The following is a 22,516-nucleotide window of genomic DNA, read 5'->3' on the forward strand; positions in this document are numbered from 1 at the left end:
TACTATAATCCCTCTAAATCTAATTAGAGGGATTCATTCTCTATATTTATATGCAAGATTAATGTATGGCTCAATTTGACAGAAGTTCTTTACCCACTCAAGACGTATATATGCTTCATGTGGATACTTTGTATATTCATAATCCTTTCTTGGATATTTAATACCTATTTCTTTATCTATCTTGTCTTGAATTTCTAAACCTAACCTTAAATCCTTCTCTCCAATATGGAGTATTAAACATCTTTGTCTTGCAGTTGTTAGAGTAGCAAACTTTGTTTTCCCCACCCTTTTGTAGCCTATTCCATTACTTGTCCCTGCATCTACAACATTAAATTCTTCATTAGCCCAAATATAAGCATCTATTTTTCTTGCAAGTTCTCTTGCTTTTGATTTCTCAAACTTCAAAAAAAAATATTCTTTTGACTTTTGCTTGTCACCTATACTATTAATGTTACAAAACTCCTCAAACTGAAATAATAAAAAGCAGGTAACTAAATCATTTTTCCTTTCAAAGCATTGACTTTGCTTCTTAAAGAAGTTCCTAATTTCTTTCCACGTTATGATTATTGGTTTATTTTTTACTATTTGTTCATTTGCAAAGTTCTTTTTATGCCTATTTAATTGCTCTTGTTCTAAATATGAGTTAAAACCTATTTTGTTTTCAATCAATAGAGAAACACTATCAGAGATTATTGCTCCATCAGGTATACCATATTTCTTAGACGCTCCTGCCTTTAATATGTTACTTTCTGCAATTCCGACTACTGCAGCAATTGATGAAACATTTGAGAGTGCTGAACTTAATTGATAACGGTATTCACAATTCTCCATATAAGCGCCTTCAATCCCTAACATCTTTATAAAAGATGTAGTCAACTCAGGAGATGAATGTTGTAATACATTTAAAAATGCTTTTGTTACATTATTTTCAACCTGAAGTATATGTGTCTCTTCGGAACTGTTTTTAGTCTGTCCCCTATAGTAATGAAATATATTTTGGTAAATAGACATATTTTCACTCTTTCTTCGAATCTTTAATCTGCTTTATACCTTTTCTAGATATGAAAGGTATTGAAATACAGTTTAGTTCTTTACATTAGAGTTTAGGTTCCAATTAGTTCAGTAAACCAATAGTCACCATATGAATCCCAGTTGAAAAAGTAATCTTTATTAAGGGTAAAATCAATACCATACCCTCCAACAGGCGTTGAAAAGTTGGCACCTGAATTTATTCTTGTGCCATCAGATATATCATAAGCCCAACACTTTGCATTCTTATTTAAAGGATAAACTGATGTTCTGTAATTAGACATAACTAAACTTATACCTATATCAGCAATATTTTGACTGCAATATTGTTCAAGTAAAAATAGATCATAATAAACATCTTTCATAAAAATATCATGTGCTCCTCTTGGTCTTCCTGAAGAGGCAAATTCTTTGTAGCATTTCAACTCTATTGCAATTGTATACGTTGACAAATCCAAATCAGTACCTTTTATTAATATATCTATTTCTTTTGTTTTACCATTAACAAAGCATGTTGACTCCAATTCTATTTCTATTTTCTGTCTTTCATTAAAAATAATTAGCGGTATGAATTGTTGCAGAATATATGCATACTTTAATTGCATTGATGCCTCTTTATTAATTTTTATTAACCCACTTCCAACTTTTTGAGAAAATATTTTCCATGAGTAACTAACAATACCCCTTAACCGTTCAAAAAAGTTCTCGCTTAATACCATTTTATAATCACCTTTTTTAGTAGGATGTTTCCATAATATAACAGGAAATATTATTAATTTGAAGTATAAACAATAACCTAATTAGAAGTCACAACTAAAATTTTACTTTATAATTAAATAAAAATCTTTTTATAACCTCGAAAAGGAGAATTTTTATGACTCAGCGAAGAGACCACATAATAAATATTCTGGCAAAAAAATATTATGAATTTCTTTGTTGTCTTAAATATAATGAATCAGTGAATTTTAATTTCTAAAGGAAAAAATATCAATCATTTTAAGCGTTTTATTTAGGACGCAATATCCATCACTTAATCATGTTCAAAAGTGATTCTAGAGCCATTTAAAAGAATAATTTTTAAAGGATTATATTCCTAATATAACGCAAAAAAGACAGGTTATTTACCTATCTTTTTTTACGATAATAGTATTTAGTAATTTGTAGTATAAGGTTGATACCAGAGGAGCGGGATCTTTTAGTCAACTATGTTTATAGATATTTCTCCCATGAGATCATTCTAATCTGTCTTTAGTTCATCATTTATATCTACAATTTTTGCTATTCACCTAATATTTACTTAACATTTCTTTTTGGTAATCAATTATGCTGTAGATATAATTAAGTTCCTCTAAATTACAGTAATACTTATGTCCATCTTCAACAGAGATTTGCACAGGATAGTGTTCACTTGACTTATCTACTTTTACATCAATAAAACCATAAACTCCTGAATGGACAATGTCACAAATATCCTCAACGTAAAAGTTTCTAAGAACCATTATCAAATCCCTCCTGTTAAGAATGAATTCTTCTAAATCACCACCAGTATGAAGTTCTAATAGCACCGTATTGCCTGTTGCATATGTTATAGTTACCCTTGATGCACTATTATAAAAATCATTAATTTCTACTAATTCTTCTACACTTAATTTAAGCAATATTACCACCTCCTTTACCCTTTACTTCAAGATTAAGTCGATTATTACTGCATTTTTAGAACAAGAATTTTATCAACACATTCGGGAATTTAATCAATTAAAAAGACAAGGATTTCACTCCTCGTCTTCTTTCAAATAAATAGGATTCAATTTTTCAGCCAGTTTTAGACACTCGAAAATCGCATCATCAACTAGAATGTACTCGCTCAAAATGGCATCTATATTTTGCTTAAGACCTTCAAAGGTTGCAAAAACATTGTCTCTAATCTCTGTATTGAAAACTTCGGTTAAAGAATTCTCTTTATTAACCTTTGCTAGCCTTTTGTCGAACACAAATAAAAAGTACTGATATTGAGCGAACCCCTTGTACTGCTTCCAGTTGATTTTTTTAAAGCGTGTAATAATAAATTGATAATCTTCGTGATGGAATTCAACAATTTCATTTTCCATTGGTTTTCTTGAGTGATTTGTTTGCTGCAAGTGTATCTCCTCCATTATCTTATGAAAATTTATACATGACGACTCTTCCAGATAATGAAGGAAAAACCTTGATTTTTGAAATGAATTTACAAATTGCTTAAAATTGATTTTCCAGCAATATTTCAACCCTTTAAGACCTTTATGCCGGGTTTATTTTTTAGTTATTTCTAGCAGAAAAGAAATAGGTATTTATACCTATCCATCGTTCTAAACCATTTTTACTTTCTAGTATTCTTAGCAAATTAAATAACGAGCATGAAATTATCAATTTTATCTTCAATATCATATTTATCATTTAGGTCTGTATAGTTTTTTAATAGTTTCTGGATTTCTTCTTTACTCAAAGCATCTAATAAAACATCTTTGAAATCCTGATATTCTTCCTCATCATCTTCCTCAATGTATGTATATTCATCTACATAATCAACTAAATCCCATTTTATATACTTTAAAAGTTCCTCTTCGTTATCAAATAAATCCCTGAATCCTACTTTTTCTGCTTGAATTAAAATGTCACCCTCGTTTTCATCAAAAATAGTTATGGAAAAACCATTATCTTCAAGGTGTTTATATAGTTGGAACGGGGACAGTTCATTGAATTGATTTAATGGGAAATCATATTCATCTACTCCTGAAACAGTATTCAAACCTACCCGATAGCATCTTCCCTCCTCAGTAATTACAATTTTTTGTCCATGGACTCCATGAATGTATTCTAAAATGAAATCTTTACTATCCTTTATTTTAATTTCTTTCATAATATATCATCCTCCTTTTCTGGCCGTTTACACGGGTGTTCACCTTCCCATCGTGTAACTGTACGTTCGTTCCCGTATTCCCCTAATGTATAATTAAACGTCCTCCACCTCCTTTTTTTAATGTGGAAAATAACTCCGTATTAGGAACGGAACTGGTTACTTTTTTTATCAATTTGTTCACTAAGTTAGTTGTATCATAAATTCCAAAAGACAATATCGATATAAATAGAAATTCTTGATGGGATATTTTCATTTGGCTATTATATTAAATCGTGAAAATAGTGAAATTAAATATCTTATTATCAATATCTATTTTTATCAGGAAACGCCATTTAAAAGGGGGTTATTTTTAATCCTATACAATCATATAAGGAAACCCTTAACTAAAATTATAGAGCCAATTCCCCCTACATTTTTCAGTGATTTAATACTAAATAGACTATTGCAATAAGATATTTAGAATTACTATATATCAGAACGGATGAAGTAATTTTTGATTAACTAATAATAAAAAAGAGCAAGATAGAAAATTACTTCCTAGTCTTACTCTTCTTTCTTACTGTTATAAAATTTACTAACCTAACCATGAAAAATTAAAGCGATATATACCTATTTAACGAACCCATAGGCACAAGTTATTCTTCTCAATAATTAATTTTATTGCTTCTTCCTGAAGGTCTTTCTGGAAGTTTTCCCTAATCCCCGCCTTTCGATATATTCTCCATAAAGATAAATCCTGACCGTCTTTCTCTAACTCTTGTACTGCCCATTGTAACCTTCTAATTTGAAAATCCTTAATACTCTCAGTTTTGTCATTCAAATACGCTTTTGTCATTGGTAGTTTATCAAGGTGTTTTTCCAATAATGGTCTAATTCCAATTCTACTACCTACTGAACTTATCGTAATACGTACGGGCTTCCCGACAGTCAACATATCATTGACTGCAATTCTTACATTTTCGTAAATTTCCTCGTCCCGTTGCTCCCAGTCAACCCTATGATTATCGTTGACTGTTGATTTTATTTTAGGGGAGTTTCGATTCAACCAGTTCCTATCATTTCGGTACAGCCATGTAAACACTCTATTGTTAAGTTGGCGTAATTCTGTTTTACTGCTGTGCGGATACTGTTTTATTAAATTCAGCCATTCTCTTCTGAAACTTTCTTTCTTCTCAACAGAAGAATCTTCCTCATTGATATTTACAATTTTTTGATCTTCCCCACCTCTTTTTAACCAGTATGTTTTCAAATCTAATTTCTTCGCATATTTTTTGACTGTGGCTGGGTCTACAGCCAATTGCCTTGCCGTTTCCCTTAAACTTAGTCTTTGATTAGTAAGTTTCTTTAATTTGTTTTCCCATACAGAGCCAAAATGCTTAATCTTTGTTATTTTATATCTGTCTTTTTCTTCACGATCAGGGCCCGTTCTGAGGTAAACAAAGCCGCAATCACATATAAAAACACCAATAGGACTTTTACTATCTGCACCATACTTTAATTCCATATCGTTAATCACAGGTTTTAAATAATGGCTAGCAGCAGAATTCAAACATGGCCATGGTCTCTCTCCAAAGGGCTTGTACTCAATTTTTTTATTAAAAATATGTGAAGGAGAAATCCCCAAAAAATGTGTAAATAAAAGATGTCTGATAGGATGGCTTGATTTATTGTTTCTCCGAATCATTTCATATAGCCAATTACTATTACTATTGAAATCAATGTCGGATTGAACCATTTTTAAAAATCTATGACCATAGAAATTCACGAATGATTCTAACAACTCCTTTTGTTTTATCCTACCGTTTATATTTGCAATCCCAAGTTCTTTTAGCCTATTGATATACTGTCCTTTAAACCACTTTAATGATTTATTTTCCATTTTGTTATTTAACAGATAATCAATATCCTGTGCAATATTGATTGCCTTATCCATGATATTGTCAGGGTAATTTAACTTAGGGTAATTTATTTTGCAAGTTTCTGGAGTGGCTAATCTATAATCATGTTTGTTATAACCCCTAACAGGGACTTGGCTATCATAAAGCGGGGTGTTATGCTCTGGACAAACAAGAACTCCCGGTATTTGATGAATTCTATGCCAATACATTTCTCCAAGATTATACATCTCCTCATCGGCACATTTGGGGCAAAATTTAAAGTACTGATTAAACTTAACTGAACTTGCCATCAAACCAATTCTATTGTAAATACTGCCCCCCTTGTCCCCAATCATAGATTCCTTAACTTTAGCAGCATGTTCAGAAGGCAGGAAAGCAGCGTAGAATGGATACAGTGTATGATTTGCAATTAAGTATTCTGGCGTATAATGATGGCCAACAGGAAGGTTTTCCATAATACGATAGATATGAGAAGGCAAGTCCATTATTGCTGTAATACTGTCCGTACCGTATATATCCTTTTGTGTGGCTTTAATACTGACGTTTCCACTACGAACGTGGTATCTCGCCAAAACGCTATATAAAAGTTCATCTTTATACGGTACTGGAAAGAAGGTCATCATTTCACATCACCCTGTCTGACCGAAATCGTATTCATAACTCTTGATAAAACCCCCATTACCAAGACCTTCATAGGCTGTTTTGTTTTCCTTACGACATTCAACAACTAAGGTCCTTATATCATTCTCTACAGAAGATTCTTCTTTCTTTCGTTTTTTATTTCGTTTAGTTGAAGCGGATATACCCTGTATGGTCTTAACAACCAGTTCGTTGATATCCAAATTCGCCTCTTTTTCAGTAATTTCTTCTACAACCTTTTGAACCTCGGTAGGTTCAAAATCCAATTCTATAAGTTTCAAAATTGCCTTTTCTTTTATTGAAATACTCATTTCTTGTTCTTTTTTCTTTTGTGTTCTTTTTATTGCCTCCATCTTCATTTGCAAATCAACAGAAGCCCTTTCTTTTTCCATAAATCCTAAAAAATCTACGTCCACTGTACTGATATCTTCAAACTTTGCAATCTTACTAATGTTGCCCGACTTCAAAGCCTGAATCATTGGCCTAACAAGTTGCAAATGCTTACTAGCCACCTGACTAATTGTTTCTGGCATTATTTCTTCTCTTTCCATCATAATGGCCTCAATTTGAGCCATGGCATAAAGTTTTACAGCGATATCAATAATACCTTGGCTTTCCTCATACAGGATATTTTTAAAATCATCCGTTAAAGGAATCTGTTTTCTTGTCCATTGATAGCCCCAAAGAGCATTAATCAATAAATCCCAGTTTTGGTCGTTTTTCAACCTATCCCAAATCATATCCCCTTGACCACTTCCCCGTCTTGCCTGTCTAAATTCGCTTTGCAAAATAGACAATCCAGCGGGTGTTCCTACTAAAATAACTGGAACTCCAATTGTATTAACTAGTGTTACAAAAAAGTTCAGCATCTTCTGATCCCCACCACTTTTGGCTTTACTTAAATGCTGAATCTCGTCTATAACTAAAACGCCCAGCCCTGTGTTTCTCGCTATTTGAGACATAATCACCAACATATCATTTATAGTTTTTCTACCTAGGCCAAATTTTTTATGATACTCTGTTCCTAATAAATCGTCTACCTTACGGAAAAATTCCAAGGCTAGTCCTCTCAAGGAAGAATCAAATGGGCAATCAAGTTTAAGCCATACAAGTTGATACATACTGAAATTTACTCCATTATAGTCTTTATGAACAATGACTTGAGGGTATAAAGATAAAATCCTATTTAAAGCCGTTGTTTTTCCCATGCCACTTACACCGATTATCGTAAATCCTGCTGCTGTTGTTCTAAAAACACTATTATTGCTTAATTCACTTTGCAATCCGTTGATATTTCGATGCCCTTCCTGCAAGCCCTGTGCATATCCGGTTCGAAAAGGATTTCTTGCCAAATATCCCTGCCGAATAACTCTGGAAATTCTACTTTCCAAATCCAAGTGTATCCATAACGGCTGAAAACATTGGAATAATCTTTGTACCAAATGAATGCGATAATGTTTATCTAGCATTCTTGCTTTTGAATTGTATTCGGCATATATAGCCATTTTTTCAATGGCTTCCTCTGTAGAAAGGATAGAGGGAAGTGCTTCAATGAAGGGATTCCCTCTATATTCCTCAATAACCTGTTCCCCGTATTCAGCGACAACAGCATCACAACCATTTGGAATGATGACTCTATTCATCTTTTTTATTTAAAGCCTCCTTCTGCTTTCTCAACAACAAATCATACCCTGTATCCCTCATACTTTCAGATTGATTAAAAGGAACAACCTCTGAGTTTTCTATATTACTTTTATTTAATTCAAAGGCCTCTTCTTCACGTTGAATCATTTTTTCAACAGTACGGTTTTCTCGTATGCTTCCAATCTTGCTTCTATTACTGGTTTGATTCGTTTGATTTTGAGATGTTTTCTGTTTAGCCTGATTTACAATTTCCTCGATTTCAGTATTTAAATCAACTTTTGACTGTATTGTCTTCTCCTTGTGTTGCCTTTCTTTCAGTTTCTCGTATTCTAGCAAATAATCGACTTCTTCAACTACCTTGCCCTTATAACGTTGTTGATGTTCCAATAAAAAACATTTATCAAAACTCAAACCATCTTCAGCCCGTAAATATATATAATCCATATTTCTTGGATCATAACTTATTTCAATTTTCCAAGTCCCCCGATTCCGTGCTTTTTCAAACCACCTTTCCTTTAAGGACTGTTTTGAACCATATAGTAACCCTTTATACGCAATCCCTTTTGCAGTTACAGTAGCCTTGCCCGTTGGCATGAGATTAAGTTTTACAATATCTTCTGAAGCATGACGTAACTTTCCAGATTTGTTGTTTATCCCCCATTCCCAAAGTTGTATTGGAATAGACTCTATGCCGTCCTCCACCATCATTTCTTCACGCTGATAGTTTGTAAGATAATGTTGATTATTATGATATAAAACACATTTAATAATCACTTGAGTAAACTGGTAAATATCCAATTGTGCTTCCAAACGGTAATCACGATCCCCACGTTCTTTAACAGGCTTTACTGAACCCGGCAGAAAAGCCTTCGTTCTTGTATTGGTCACTCGGAAATGCTGTTCAATTATTCCCTTTAAATCAGCCCTGTAAGAGGGTGTATTTAGAATTTTTATTCCGAAGTTATTAATTAGGGGCTCAACTTTACTTCCCTCTAATTCTCCTCGGTCAGCCAAAATAGATTCTGGAAGATGTGCTGCAGGCCACTCATGTTTTTCAATCTCAATTCCGAAGTCCCGACAAAAACTAACTTTATCAGAGGCAGCATTAGCCAAAGCCATCATTGCACCAGCCCAAGATGGACCTTCCAATCCAATATATAGACCTACGATCATTCTGCTATAAACATCCATTACAGAATAAATTACAGGTCGTCCAATTATCCAATCACGATTAAATCTTGATAACAGGTACAAGTCGCCTACCGTTGCATCAATCTGATAAACTGCACCGGGACCTAATGCTTCGGTTGTAGACTCCCCAATAATTGCTCTATGATTTTGGTCATAGTTTTTTCGACCTTTTCTTTGGCTGATTTCCTTTTTTATGTCTCTTTCCTTTTCAAACCAATATCTAAATTGATTTAGTGAAGGTAACTCTCCATAGGATTTTATTACGGGTATTTCTACTTTTCCTTTCACTTTACTGTCCATGCTAAAATAATCTTTTAACATTAATTCGTAGGTAAGAGTTAGTGATTTTTCAGCAGAGGAGTAATAATGCTTGTTTATAGCAGACCTAAATATTTTTTTAATATTTTCATCAATATTTATTCCTTCTCCTGTAACCTGTCCATGCTTTCTAGGCCTTCCTCTTTTTATTTCACTTGCCCTCTTTTCCTTACCCTTACCCCCACAGAGATAATAATCAGGTAAAAGGGCATTTTTGGTTTTACCGCGTTGCCAATACTTCTTTAAGTAGCGAATAACTGTACTTTCATGAACATTGTGGACTTCACATATTTTTAGAATTAATTTTCTCCTTTCTGCTGAGTGGTAAACAAATGGTTCTAACTTCACGATATCCTTTATGATCTCCCAAGCATTGTCACGTAAGGACAGATGCTTTTCAGGAATATCATTTTCATTTATCAACCGTCTGAAAGGGTCTTTTTCAACAATAACCATGCTACCCTTGTTAAGTCCGTCTTCTACTTCTGAAATATTCATTTCATAGGGCAGAGAGATGGAATGAATATTAAAAAAGTACCCATAATCATGTGCTTTATTAAGCCATAATACCCTTTCAACTACTTTCTCGTTTTCTGACGTAGTAAAGGAAATAAGATTATTCACTACAAGCATTTTCTTTTTGCCTCCTCATGCGTAATTCGTGGCTTTACTTCAATTATTGGGTTGGATAGATTTACATTAATTTGATTAGTCATATCTATTCCAATCTGTTTTGAAGCAATTAAGAACTTGAACACAAATAACCCTGTACCCGAATCGTTATTAAACTCCTTGTCAAAATCAGCAGTTATCTTTCTAACTGAATGCTTGGCATCTATTAATCTTTCTATTAAAGCGTTACCTAAATAAATCAGTTCATCCTGTGTAAAGCCTCTTTCAGCATATGAAAATAAGGAAGAATGCACCCATTCAATATTTTTTGCAACCACATTAGAAATTTCTTTTTGCGTAACAACTCCCCAGTCTATTCCTTTTTCCGTCCAATATCGGCGTTCAATTTCTAATCTTTCTAATGTCATTTTCTTCTCAAGTTCCGAAGCCATTTTTATGCTTCTTGCTAAATACAAATTAACTCCATCGGCTCTATTTATTGTTATTAAGAAATTAGTACTTAGTGTATATGGGTATCCACTTTCCTTATCTGTAAAAAGTTTAAAATTCAAATCTGATTTCTGTTGTATAGTATCTTCAAGATCCAATAGGGGAAAATGTTCTCGTATGTCCACAACCGCATCTTCCCACTCCAACATATAAAAGTATCGAGCCTGCAAATCCGAAAATAAATGATGTACCCTACCACTCTTCCACCCAAGTATTCTTGATACCCGCCCCATAGAAGGAAAATCCTGAATAGTCAACCACGGTTTATATTCCTTACCTGCTCCTTGTCCTCGTCCTTCTTTAACAAACCGATTATATTTATTCTCATTCCAAGATTGATTACGTTTTGTCATACTCCACTTCCTCTACTGCATTATGTATCTAGTACTCTAGTGAATTTTTAGTAACTCGATTCTAACGGGCCGGTTAGACACATTCAATATCCCCCAGCAATCTTTTTTATGATTTTAAGAGAACATTATTATCATTCTTCTAACACCTAAGATATTTACTGCAAATAAGTTTTTGTAACTATGTTAAATTAGAATAAAGTTTGCAGAAACGAGTAAATACGTCCATCCCTTGCCATATATAGCCTCAAAGGCATTACCCAACTTATTTCATGAGAATAAAGTTTGCACAAAGATTTGCTCGTTTTAAGTCAGAAATGAAATCAATAAATAATAAAGATAAGAATAAAGTTTGCTTAAACATAGAGGAGAGATCACCAAACAAAGAGAGTAACCTAAACCTCATGAAGGCACCTTACGGTGACACCTGAACCAAAACCGATTCTTGACTTCTGATTGTTATAGGGTAATGCAGTTCTTTACTACCCTTGGAATACGGTATAATTGCCATGTTAATTAGTTATCAAGGGTGGGCATTAAATGATTTACACAATTGTATTGTTTATATTTGCTGGATTTGCAGAGATTGGTGGAGGTTATCTTATCTGGCTATGGTTAAGAGAAGGTAAGCCATTTTATTGGGGTGCTTTCGGAGGACTAGCCTTAGCGTTATATGGTATTATTGCCACATTTCAAACATTCCCATTATTCGGCAGAGTATATGCTGCCTATGGAGGAGTATTTATTGTTCTTTCTGTATTGTGGGGATGGGGGATTGATAAAAGAACACCTGATTTATACGATTGGATAGGTGCTGGTATATGTTTAGTGGGTGTTTCAGTAATGTTATTTGCACCTCGCCAATAAAGTAAAAAGACAAGAATACATTGAAGGGAAATCAACTAACGAAGGTGTATCCCGAACCGTGTAGGTGTGAGTTTGAAAGAAGGTCTTACGATGTCCACTATCCTCCTAAATCCCTTTTCCCTCTTACTCTTTTTCATTTTTCTAAAATGGAACTAATTTTTAATAAGTAGAGTTATGTATTTGGGAGACAGGCTTTTCTGTTTATTTTCACCTTTATCAAATAAAATAGAACCGAGAAGAGGTATCGTAGATACATTTCCCCGATTCGTTAGACTAATACATCAGCCTAATACATAGTTGGCTCCCTCTTCCCCTGCCTTGGACAGTTACTTAATGTATAAGAGAGTTGTAAACTTGCAGATACAGATAATCCATTAGTATACCTTACGGTTTCCCTTGTACCACCACAATTCACCTACTTACCACATGACCTATGCCTAATCATTTATTTATATATTTATTTATTTTTTATGGGCGAGTGCTTCTTTATGAAGCATGTTATACACTTCTGGACGTGGGCTTCCCTTGATTGAGTTGGTTTGAATGCTCTTCAGAGAAAAAGGGGGACGTCCCTTGTGTTGTACTTATGCAGGGATTATCCTCCCCGTAAGGGTAAGCCTGATCCTCTCAGGGAACCTCGTTAAGACTCAGTTTTATATAAAAAAGCCCTGTAATTATATCCATACTCTGGATACACTCAGGGGGCTCTGTATAAACTTTTTTCTTTATAAACAGATTTTTTCCCATACTTCAAACTTCAGTTTGGTTTGACACCCACATATAATGAACACATTTTAAAAGCAATACCACAATCAACATGCATCCTTATCCATTATTTTCACCTTTGGCTGTGAAAGTAATTCTCAAACCTTCTCCAAATAAAAAAACCGAGAAAAGATATCCTAGATACGTTCCCGATTCGATAGTCTATATATCAGACTCATACATAGACTGGCTCCCACTTCCCTTTTTTGAAAAATCATTTTCAGATTGTAAGTGGGGGATAAGTGAGACTGACACTTTATTAACAGAAGTTACATAGGAGACAATAAGAAACCTTACGGTTCACCAATACCACCCAGTTCCCTTGTGATATCCCCGTATAGACTTGGCTGTCATACAGTGGTATCCCATGCTCTGGACAAACAAGAACCCCCGATACCTGATGACTCCTCTTACATGACCAATCCCTTATTATTTATATATATTTATTTCATAGGAGAAACCACTTGAAGCATTTTACACGTTACAGGGTGTGGGCATTCGTTCATTGAATTAGTTTCGGGTCTGTATACCTTTAGAGAGACATAGGGACATTCCTTTCACCCTACTTACTCAAGGGTTACTCTTCCCGTAAGGGAATTCCCTACAGATACCTCATTATGGCCATAAATCCACATAAAAAACCCCGTTTATACATCCATATACTGGATACACTCACGGGGCTTTATGCAAACTTTATTCTTCTTATGCAGACTTTTTTCTTATTCTGCAAACTTTATTTTGTTTTAACACAAAGGGGTGTTTCTTCGCAACATTTATTACTCAACCGTAACAGATTTTGCTAGATTACGCGGCTTATCGACATCGCAGTTGCGGTGCAGGGCTGCGTAGTAAGCGAAGAGCTGCATTGGGATTACAGAGATAAGAGGTGTTAATAGTTCATGCACCTCCGGAATCACGAAACGGTCATCAGCCATTTCAAGTCCCTTCATGGAGATAATACATGGATTTGCTCCGCGGGCAACGACCTCTTTTACATTACCGCGAATACTTAAGTTCACACTTTCCTGTGTAGCTAAGGCAATAATTGGAGTACCGTCTTCAATTAAAGCAATCGTTCCATGCTTTAACTCTCCACCTGCAAAGCCTTCAGCCTGAATATAAGAAATTTCCTTTAATTTCAATGAGCCTTCAAGACATACATAGTAGTCTACGCCACGGCCAATAAAGAAGGCATTTCGAGTTGTTGCAACATACTCACTAGCCATTTTTTCAAATTCTTCTTTGGTGTCACAAAGGACCTCCATCGCATTAGCAACAATTCCAAGTTCTCGAGAAAGATCGAAGTCGACTTCGATATTCTTGCTCTTTGCAACCACTTCAGCGAGGATTGCCAATACTCCTAATTGAGCTGTATAGGCTTTTGTAGAAGCAACCGCAATTTCAGGACCAGCATGCAGCAATAATGTATAGTCTGCTTCTCTCGATAGCGTGGAGCCGGGAACATTTGTAATCGTTAATGCTTTATGGCCAAGCTCTTTAATTTGAACCAGAACAGCACGGCTATCAGCAGTTTCACCGCTTTGTGAGATAAAAATAAACAGCGGCTTTTCAGATAATAATGGAATGTTATAGCCAAACTCACTAGCAATATGAACTTCGACAGGAACGGCAGCCAATTTCTCAATAAACTGCTTTCCTACTAGGCCTGCATGATAAGATGTTCCAGCAGCAATAATATAGATACGATCGGCATCTTTCACTGCCTTCACAATGTCCTCATCAACTTCCAATTCGCCATTTTCACTGCGATACTTTTGAATAATTTTACGTAGTACTAGTGGCTGTTCGTCAATTTCCTTCAGCATAAAATGCGGATAGGTTCCTTTTTCAATATCACTAGCATCCAATTCAGCACGGTATGGGTTACGCTGTACCACTTCACCGGAAAGTGTTTTGATGGTTACTTCGTTTTTCGTAACAATAACGATTTCCTTATCCATGATTTCAACAAAACGGTCTGTAACCTGTAGCATTGCCAATGCATCACTGGCAACGACATTGAAATCTTCCCCGATTCCAACTAAAAGAGGGCTTTTATTTTTGGCTACATAGATGATATCCGAATTTTGTTCATCCAGTAAGGCTATCGCATAAGAACCCTTCAATAGCCCAAGAGTTTGACAGAAGGCGTTCTCCACATCTGTTCCTTTGTTAACCAATAACTCAATTAGCTGAACGATAATTTCAGTATCTGTATCACTTTGTAATGATACATCCATTAAATACTCATTCTTAATTAATTCGTAGTTTTCGATTACACCGTTATGAACAAGTGTAAAACGGCCAGAATTACTTTTGTGCGGATGTGCATTTGATTGACTTGGTACACCATGTGTAGCCCAGCGTGTGTGACCAATACCTGTATTAGCTAAAAGATCATAATCCACGATACTACGTAGATCAGCAATACGACCTTTTTCTTTAAACACTTGAACACCATCATCATTCATTAATGCGATACCGGCAGAATCATATCCTCTATATTCCAGCTTTTCTAATCCCTTTAATAAAACCTCTTTTGAATCTTGATTACCAATATATCCTACTATTCCACACATATTTCTTCATCCTCCCTATAAGGGAACAAGAAGTCTTTATATAAAGTTCAAGCTGATCAATGGCTCACAAATATTAGGTGCGACCGGTCGCATACGTACTTGCAAGGCATCCCTTTACAACTTTTTTTGGGACATTCTTGTCCCCTTATCTCTGTATTGTTTTTTATCAAATATGATGACGGACCCATGATAGATCCTATCTTGTTTAGCATACCCTTCCCTTTGTCCATTAAGTTACCCTAATGATTTAAGGAAGTGTTTTTCGGTTGTGCTGGCAACCGGGAGGCATCCGCCGAAAATTCGATAAACCTCCTCCTCGTCAACTATCATCCATCACATGGATGTAGTCCAGGCGCTTTTACATTTAATTGGTGGTTATATTAAGCTCTCGCCTCCTTCATTATGATATGTGTTGTTCCTTATATGGTTCAGAAACAAGAACAATCATACAATAGTTTATAAACCTCGTCAATCATGGTCATATTATGTTCACTTTTTTACTACTGTACACCATAAAATATGCGCAGCAAAAAAAATGGTGTCAGGCACCAATGATGGACAAATTAGTACAATTTGTCTTTTTGTGGTGCCTGACACCCAACTATCTATTCCGTTAATCCCATTTCATTTTCAACGACCTGTGCAATGCGGCTGACATAGGATTCGCAAAGCTCCTCTGTTGATGCTTCGGCCATAACACGTACAAGAGGTTCTGTTCCTGAAGGACGAACGAGGATTCTTCCATTCCCGTTCATTTCCTCTTCAACCTCTTGAATGACCTTACTTACCTTTTCATTATCCGTTACATGGTGCTTGTCCTTCACACGAATATTCACAAGCTTTTGCGGATATTTCTTCATTTCCGCTGCAAGCTCTGATAATGGCTTATTTGTCATCTTCATAATATTTATTAGTTGAACACCTGTTAACAATCCATCTCCGGTTGTGTTGTAATCAAGGAAGATAATATGCCCTGACTGCTCACCGCCCAGATTATAGCCGTTCTTCTTCATTTCTTCAACGACATAGCGGTCACCGACAGCAGTTGAAATGCTATGAATCCCTTGTGTCTCCAATGCTTTATAAAAACCTAGATTACTCATAACTGTCGATACAACTGTACTCTGCTTAAGTAAACCATGCTCTTTCATATACTTTGCACAAATATACATAATCTGGTCGCCATCAACGATTTCGCCATTTTCATCAACTGCAATGATGCGGTCGCCATCACCGTCAAAGGCAAGGCCAACATCCGCTCCCTTTTCCTTTAAAAAGGCTGCCAGAGCTTCAGGGTGTGTGGAACCGACACCCTCGTTAATATTCAGCCCATTAGGTGACGCGCCCATTGTCGAGATATCAGCGTCAAGATCAGCAAATAAATAGGTGGCAAGGTTCGATGTGGCTCCATGTGCACAGTCTAATGCAATATGTATATCTGAGAAATCCTCGTCCACTGTTTGTTTTAAATACTGTAAATACTTTTGCACACCTTCAAAGTAATCATTTACCAAGCCTAATTCAGCACCAATCGGTCTTGGCAGTTGATCTTCTTCCAGGTCCATTAGCTTCTCTATTTCATTTTCCTGCTCATCAGATAATTTAAATCCATCAGGACCAAAAAATTTAATTCCATTGTCAGCCACTGGGTTATGAGAAGCAGAAATCATCACTCCTGCCTGAGCTCCCATTGCTTTTGTTAAATAGGATACTCCTGGTGTAGAAATAACGCCTAAACGCATGACTTCCGCGCCAATGGAGAGAAGTCCAGCTACAAGAGCCCCTTCTAGCATGTGCCCAGAAATACGTGTGTCACGTCCAATTAATACCTTTGGCCGAGCATGGTTTTTCGTTAATACAAAACCACCAAAGCGTCCTAATTTGAAAGCCAGTTCCGGAGTTAACTCACTATTTGCCACTCCTCTGACTCCATCAGTACCGAAATATTTACCCATTGTTTGAATCGCTCCTTCTAGGATTATTCCTATATCGTATAGAGGGACACCGGTTCTTCCCTCTAAATCATTTTGTTTTGTTTTATGATTATTTAAGAAAATTCATTTAAAAGCTAAGCCTGTTGTTTTTCCGAAATAGCTACCGTAATAGTATTAATATCGGATGTCCAGGTGACATTTTCCGGACCCTTAACATCCAGCTTGACCTTGTGCTCTCCTACACTCAATTCAGCCACATTCACTGATAATTGGAAATCAGATTCATTAATTCCCGTAAGGACACTTTCTTTTCCTGTTATGGTTAAATCAAGGCTACCACTTGCTGGGTCCCGAAAAACAGCATGATAGTTTTCCGGCAACCCAATAAAGCGGATGGGAAGCTTTGCTAGTGTTTTGGTTGTCTCTACTTCAGTTCCAGACGTTTCTTCACTGTTAGAGCTAATTTTAACCGTCGCTTTAACCGTTTTAGGTGTTACTTCTTTGATTTCATCAGAAATGATAACTGGCAGGGTCAAGTCCGTACTTTCTTTCAGCGAGCTAACGTCGACTTCTACTCTCACAGCTTCTGTCTTATCCAAAATATCCTGATTTGCAGAAATCGTTGCCTCATTTGTATCTAAAGTAATAGACTCAATAGTTACTCCTTCAGCAGGTGCACCTTTCTCAACTACATCGATTTTCACCGTTTTACTTAGCTTCTTAATCGGAACCGTTACATTGACTACCTCATGATCTACAATAACATTTAACTTATTTAAATTTTCATCTAGAACCGTCACTCTAGCTGATTCATCAATGGTGTCATTCACTGTTTTATTGATGTCAATAATAGCCTTTACATAACTAATTTTATCCATTACATCTTTGCCGCCGGTAATTTTTACTTTATTCGGCTTTACAACAGGAGCACCTGCCTCATATCCATCTGCAACTAGCTTATGATTAAACTCAGCATCGATCGTATATTCCTTTGTGACCTTTTCCTGTACGTTTACTTCAACATAGTCTGGATTAATCGTAGCCTTTAATTTATCAGACAGATTCCTGATTTGGAGCTTGACCCGTTGCTTACCAACCTTTACGTCTGATAAATCAGCATATACTTCAAAATCCTTCTGCGTCTTCGCAACCTGCAAATTAGGAGTAGGTCCCTTTAGAGTCACTTCAACTGTTTCCGGGACACCTGTGATGACAAGGTTGTCCGTATCGTAATAGCTCTTAACCGGAATGTTGGGGATAATTTCTGACTGTTCACTGCCTGGAACATTTATTTCATTGGTATCCTTACTGCTGTCATAGACAGTACCAAATAATAACAAAGCTAATAACAAAGCTACTAGTTTCATAAACAGCTTACTATCCGTTAGTTGATCGAGCCATTTATCCATGTTTCTTCCCCCTCCAGTTCCAACGAGCTGAAGAAGCTTGTTTCTCTGTAGTTGGAGCTAATAATTCATTTGTTAGCATCTCGCGAAAAGCTTCCTTGCCTAAATCCCTATGCAGTTTACCGTTTTTGGTCAAAGAAACAGCACCCGTTTCCTCTGATACAACCACTGTTAAACTGTCCGTCACTTCACTAATACCAATTGCGGCACGGTGTCTTGTCCCCAGTTCTTTTGAAATAAACGGACTTTCTGATAATGGTAAATAACAAGCTGCGGCTGCCACTCTGTTTTTTTGTAAAATAACGGCCCCATCATGGAGCGGTGTATTGGGAATAAAGATATTGATCAACAGCTCAGATGATATTTTCGAATCGACTTCAATTCCTGTTTCAATATAGTCACTCATTCCCGTTTCCATCTCTAAAGAAATGAGCGCCCCTATTCTTCTTTTCGCCATATAATCAACTGCTTTTATGATGGCTTCAACCGTTTTTTCCTGATCATCCTCTTCCCGGGAGCCTGTTCTAGAAAAGAACCTTCCGCGGCCTAATTGTTCTAGGGCTCTTCTTAATTCCGGCTGAAAAACGATAATAATGGCTAGAAATCCCCAATCAATAATTTGATCAGTTATCCAAAAAAGTGTTTGAAGATGGAAGACTTCACTTATCAGCTGGACAATGAGAATAACAAAAATACCTTTTAAAAACTGGACAGCCTTCGTCCCTCTGACAATCATTATTATTTTATAAATGACGTACCAAACGAGGAGAACGTCAACAGTATTAGCCAAATATTCCATTAGTTGAAGGTCTTCAAACAACATTGTTCTTCCTCCATTTATTAATTGTTAACTTTGGTACATAAGAATCTATTATATCATGAGAGTTTTTATTTGATTCGCTTCATTATGTATCTTTCCTATTATACCACAATAGGTACAAATACCAATCCAGTAACTGCTCGTATATCCATTATTAGAATAACTTGAACATGGAAGAAAAACTAGCATGAAAAAACCCTGCCTTAGCAGAGTTTTTTTATGGCAAACTAGGCATTATCATCATTTTTCCCGACGACCTTTTGTTCATCAAATATGCTGAAGACCTCTTCACCTGTTTCCTTTATGTGATACCAAAGCCACTCGAACACTTCATTAATTTCTTTTATCTCACCTGTTACGTTTCCGGCTGATGCCATGTATTGTTCTCCATTAATAACGGTAACATTGCCATCAACCTGACCTTCAATTTTTAATTTACCATTACGAACTATAATATCTCCCTCTACAACCTCACCGTCCGGAACGATGACTGTATCATTTTGGACGATTAAATTTGGCTGCTTTGAAACAGAGAATTGTTGATCCTGGTTCCAAGTCGATAACAGACTGCCTGTCATTAATACAAGAAATAGAGAGGCTGCTGTCAGTAATGGATGCTGCATAAACCACCGTTTGACACCAACTTTTCGCTTTTCCTTAGGCAAATTAGCCATAATATTTTCTGTAAAATTGCTAGGTGCTTGAATATGTGATGTACTTTGCACTAAGGCAATCGACCTTTTTAATTGATGAAAATATAATTTGCAATCCATACAGCGGTGAATATGCTCTCTTAATTCTTTTTCATGTTCGGCTGAGATCTCATCATCTAAGTATTCATGCATATAAGCTACCAATTTTTCTGGACATTTCAAAGTTCTCACCCTCTTATCACACATGTCGTAATTGTTTTCTCAAAGCTTCCCGACCGCGATGAATTCTTGTTTTAACCGTTCCAAGCGGCATTTCAAGGATTTCGCTTATTTCATTCAATGACAGTTCTTCTATATATTTAAGCACGATAACTGTTCGGTATTTCTCAGGCAGATTTGAGATCTCTCTTTGTATGGTATCTTGGAGCTCCAGGCTTTCTACATCGTCCTCTGGAAGTCGTGTTTTTGAGGGAATCTGGGAATACATTGTTAATCCTTCAGTTCCTGCAACTTCAGCGTCAAGATAATAATCAGGTTTTTTCTTTCGAATCCGATCAATACATAGGTTCGTGGCAATCCGATAGAGCCAAGTTGAAAACTTTAGGTTAATATTATAACTTTGAATATTGACATAAGCACGAATAAAGGCTTCCTGAGCAATATCCTCGGCTTCATGTCTATTACCCAGCATTCGAAATGACAGCTGAAACACTTTATCCTTATAAATTTCTACGATTTCTCCAAAAGCGTTTCGATCTCCCTTTAAAACCTGTTTTACGCGTTTTTTAATTATTGCTTCCATTCTCTTACCTCCGCTCTATGCGGCTACTCGATATTACGAATCGATACCGGAAAAGGTTTCACTTTTCATCATTTTTTCATATTTAGTTTTTAATTAAAAGAATTTGGCTTGGTCTGCAAAAATGTGATGGTCTATTAGGAATTTTGGCAATTCTCAACCCTGACTTATGTATTTATTTTAACAATATTAGACAAAAAATAAGCAGTAACTGTCGATAATAGTTACCGCTTTTTCGTCTATTATAATAGTTTTTCGCCAAATAATGAACCCATTAATTTCACTGCTGCTGCTGCCGTTTTATTTTTTTCATCAAGGATTGGGTTGACTTCCACAAATTCAGCAGATGTAATGATCCCTGATTCAGCAAGCATCTCCATCGCTAGATGACTTTCCCGATAGCTTACCCCGCCTGTAACAGGTGTTCCCACTCCTGGTGCATCTGAAGGGTCTAATCCGTCCAGGTCCAGCGATAAATGAACACCATCGGCCTTTTCCTTTAAATAGGAGATTGTTTCATCCATCACCTTTGTCATACCTAATCGATCAATTTCATGCATCGTGTATACCTTAATGCCTCTTTCCTTAATTAGCACTCTTTCACCTTCATCTAATGAACGTGCCCCAATAATCACAATATGCTCTGGTTTCACTTTTGGACTATAGCCCATCATATTTGTAAGCAGCTCGTGACCTAATCCAATACTGACGGCTAAGGGCATCCCATGTATATTTCCAGTCGGAGATGTTTCGGCTGTATTTAAATCTCCATGTGCGTCAAACCAGATGACCCCTAAATTCTTATAATGCTTTGCAACACCTGCTAATGTCCCAATCGCAATACTGTGGTCTCCACCTAATACTAAGGGAAAAGCACCCTCTTCTATTACATCTGAGACAGCCTTAGCCAATTCCTCATTTTTCTCTGCAACGAGATGCAGGTTTCGCAAATTAGAATCGGGGTCAACCACAACCTCAGGACGGCCAATTGCAATATCGCCTTTATCATCAATCTTATCAAAGAGCTTACTTAAGTTTTCATAAATTCCTGCGTAACGCATCGCACTCGGACCCATATCTACGCCACGTCTCATTTGCCCTAGGTCCATTGGCATCCCAATAATTGAAAGTTGTTTCATAACGTAACCTCCATGTTGAATTATACATGATCGCATTTTGTATTATCCGCATGTTTCTTCTTATATATTATAAATTACCTTTATTAAAATTGTTAAAATCAAACATCTGTCCAAAATAAAAAAATCTTAGGAGATGTTCTCCTAAGATTTTCAAGATGAGCCATGAAGGACTCGAACCTTCGACCCTCTGATTAAAAGTCAGATGCTCTACCGACTGAGCTAATGGCTCTTATGGCTGGGCTAGCAGGATTCGAACCTACGAGTGACGGAGTCAAAGTCCGTTGCCTTACCGCTTGGCTATAGCCCAATATAATGATATTTACAAAATAAAAAGGACATTTATTATTGTGTCCCGTTGCTTATGACTTATTCAAAATAAATGGTGGAGGGGGACGGATTCGAACCGCCGAACCCAAGGGAGCGGATTTACAGTCCGCCGCGTTTAGCCACTTCGCTACCCCTCCGGA

Annotated in this window: 17 protein-coding genes and 3 tRNA genes; 1 reads left to right on the top strand and 19 read right to left on the bottom strand. The window is 36.2% G+C overall.

The window, feature by feature from the left end; all coding sequences use genetic code 11:
* Positions 1-33: 33 nt before the first annotated feature.
* From BQ5321_RS23890 to BQ5321_RS23050, 9 genes are all read right to left on the bottom strand, one after another.
* Complete coding sequence (locus BQ5321_RS23890) at positions 34-1,011, bottom strand: hypothetical protein (protein ID WP_084786901.1); 978 nt, start codon at positions 1,009-1,011, stop codon at positions 34-36.
* Positions 1,012-1,103: 92 nt separating this feature from the next.
* On the bottom strand, positions 1,104-1,748 hold the full coding sequence (locus BQ5321_RS23015) for a hypothetical protein (protein WP_071396665.1): 645 nt from the start codon (positions 1,746-1,748) through the stop codon (positions 1,104-1,106).
* Positions 1,749-2,315: 567 nt separating this feature from the next.
* On the bottom strand, positions 2,316-2,687 hold the full coding sequence (locus tag BQ5321_RS23020; protein ID WP_071396666.1) for a hypothetical protein: 372 nt from the start codon (positions 2,685-2,687) through the stop codon (positions 2,316-2,318).
* Positions 2,688-2,801: 114 nt separating this feature from the next.
* Positions 2,802-3,167: a hypothetical protein gene (locus BQ5321_RS23025; RefSeq protein ID WP_071396667.1), complete on the bottom strand. Its 366-nt coding sequence runs from the start codon at positions 3,165-3,167 to the stop codon at positions 2,802-2,804.
* 242 nt (positions 3,168-3,409) lie between these two features.
* Entirely contained in the window at positions 3,410-3,925 is a 516-nt protein-coding gene (locus BQ5321_RS23030) for a hypothetical protein (protein ID WP_071396668.1), read from the bottom strand.
* 613 nt (positions 3,926-4,538) lie between these two features.
* Entirely contained in the window at positions 4,539-6,446 is a 1,908-nt protein-coding gene (locus BQ5321_RS23035) for a TnsD family Tn7-like transposition protein (RefSeq protein WP_071396669.1), read from the bottom strand.
* Positions 6,447-6,452: 6 nt separating this feature from the next.
* Positions 6,453-8,105 carry an ATP-binding protein gene (locus tag BQ5321_RS23040; protein ID WP_071396670.1) on the bottom strand — a complete coding sequence of 551 codons (1,653 nt, stop codon included), beginning with the start codon at positions 8,103-8,105 and terminating at the stop codon, positions 6,453-6,455.
* Positions 8,098-10,248, bottom strand: a complete 2,151-nt coding sequence (locus BQ5321_RS23045; protein WP_071396671.1) for a Mu transposase C-terminal domain-containing protein — start codon at positions 10,246-10,248, stop codon at positions 8,098-8,100. Before BQ5321_RS23045 ends, BQ5321_RS23040 begins: the two co-directional genes overlap by 8 nt.
* On the bottom strand, positions 10,239-11,090 hold the full coding sequence (locus tag BQ5321_RS23050; protein WP_071396672.1) for a heteromeric transposase endonuclease subunit TnsA: 852 nt from the start codon (positions 11,088-11,090) through the stop codon (positions 10,239-10,241). The genes BQ5321_RS23045 and BQ5321_RS23050 overlap by 10 nt, the downstream gene beginning before the upstream one ends.
* Before the next feature lie 537 nt (positions 11,091-11,627).
* Here BQ5321_RS23050 and BQ5321_RS23055 point away from each other — a divergent pair.
* A complete protein-coding gene (locus tag BQ5321_RS23055; protein WP_071396633.1) occupies positions 11,628-11,954 on the top strand; it encodes a YnfA family protein in 327 nt (108 codons plus the stop codon).
* Between the two features lie 1,541 nt (positions 11,955-13,495).
* On the opposite strand, the gene glmS is transcribed toward BQ5321_RS23055, so the two are convergent.
* From glmS to BQ5321_RS23105, 10 genes are all read right to left on the bottom strand, one after another.
* Positions 13,496-15,298, bottom strand: a complete 1,803-nt coding sequence (gene glmS, locus BQ5321_RS23060) for a glutamine--fructose-6-phosphate transaminase (isomerizing) (protein ID WP_071396673.1) — start codon at positions 15,296-15,298, stop codon at positions 13,496-13,498.
* Between the two features lie 605 nt (positions 15,299-15,903).
* Entirely contained in the window at positions 15,904-17,253 is a 1,350-nt protein-coding gene (gene glmM / locus BQ5321_RS23065; RefSeq protein WP_071396674.1) for a phosphoglucosamine mutase, read from the bottom strand.
* A 113-nt stretch (positions 17,254-17,366) separates the two neighbouring features.
* On the bottom strand, positions 17,367-18,641 hold the full coding sequence (locus BQ5321_RS23070) for a CdaR family protein (RefSeq protein WP_071396675.1): 1,275 nt from the start codon (positions 18,639-18,641) through the stop codon (positions 17,367-17,369).
* Entirely contained in the window at positions 18,634-19,461 is an 828-nt protein-coding gene (gene cdaA, locus BQ5321_RS23075; RefSeq protein ID WP_071396676.1) for a diadenylate cyclase CdaA, read from the bottom strand. The genes BQ5321_RS23070 and cdaA overlap by 8 nt, the downstream gene beginning before the upstream one ends.
* Before the next feature lie 224 nt (positions 19,462-19,685).
* A complete protein-coding gene (locus BQ5321_RS23080; RefSeq protein WP_071396677.1) occupies positions 19,686-20,333 on the bottom strand; it encodes an anti-sigma factor family protein in 648 nt (215 codons plus the stop codon).
* A gap of 16 nt (positions 20,334-20,349) precedes the next feature.
* Positions 20,350-20,913, bottom strand: a complete 564-nt coding sequence (gene sigW, locus BQ5321_RS23085; RefSeq protein WP_071396678.1) for an RNA polymerase sigma factor SigW — start codon at positions 20,911-20,913, stop codon at positions 20,350-20,352.
* 239 nt (positions 20,914-21,152) lie between these two features.
* Positions 21,153-22,049: an arginase gene (gene rocF / locus BQ5321_RS23090; RefSeq protein WP_071396679.1), complete on the bottom strand. Its 897-nt coding sequence runs from the start codon at positions 22,047-22,049 to the stop codon at positions 21,153-21,155.
* Positions 22,050-22,205: 156 nt separating this feature from the next.
* Positions 22,206-22,278: transfer RNA gene (locus BQ5321_RS23095), tRNA-Lys, on the bottom strand.
* Between the two features lie 3 nt (positions 22,279-22,281).
* A tRNA-Gln gene (locus tag BQ5321_RS23100) sits at positions 22,282-22,356 on the bottom strand.
* Positions 22,357-22,429: 73 nt separating this feature from the next.
* Positions 22,430-22,513: transfer RNA gene (locus BQ5321_RS23105), tRNA-Tyr, on the bottom strand.
* Positions 22,514-22,516: the final 3 nt, after the last annotated feature.

Origin of the sequence: Bacillus tuaregi (assembly GCF_900104575.1) — a bacterium.
Lineage (GTDB): Bacteria > Bacillota > Bacilli > Bacillales > Cytobacillaceae > Bacillus_BD > Bacillus_BD tuaregi.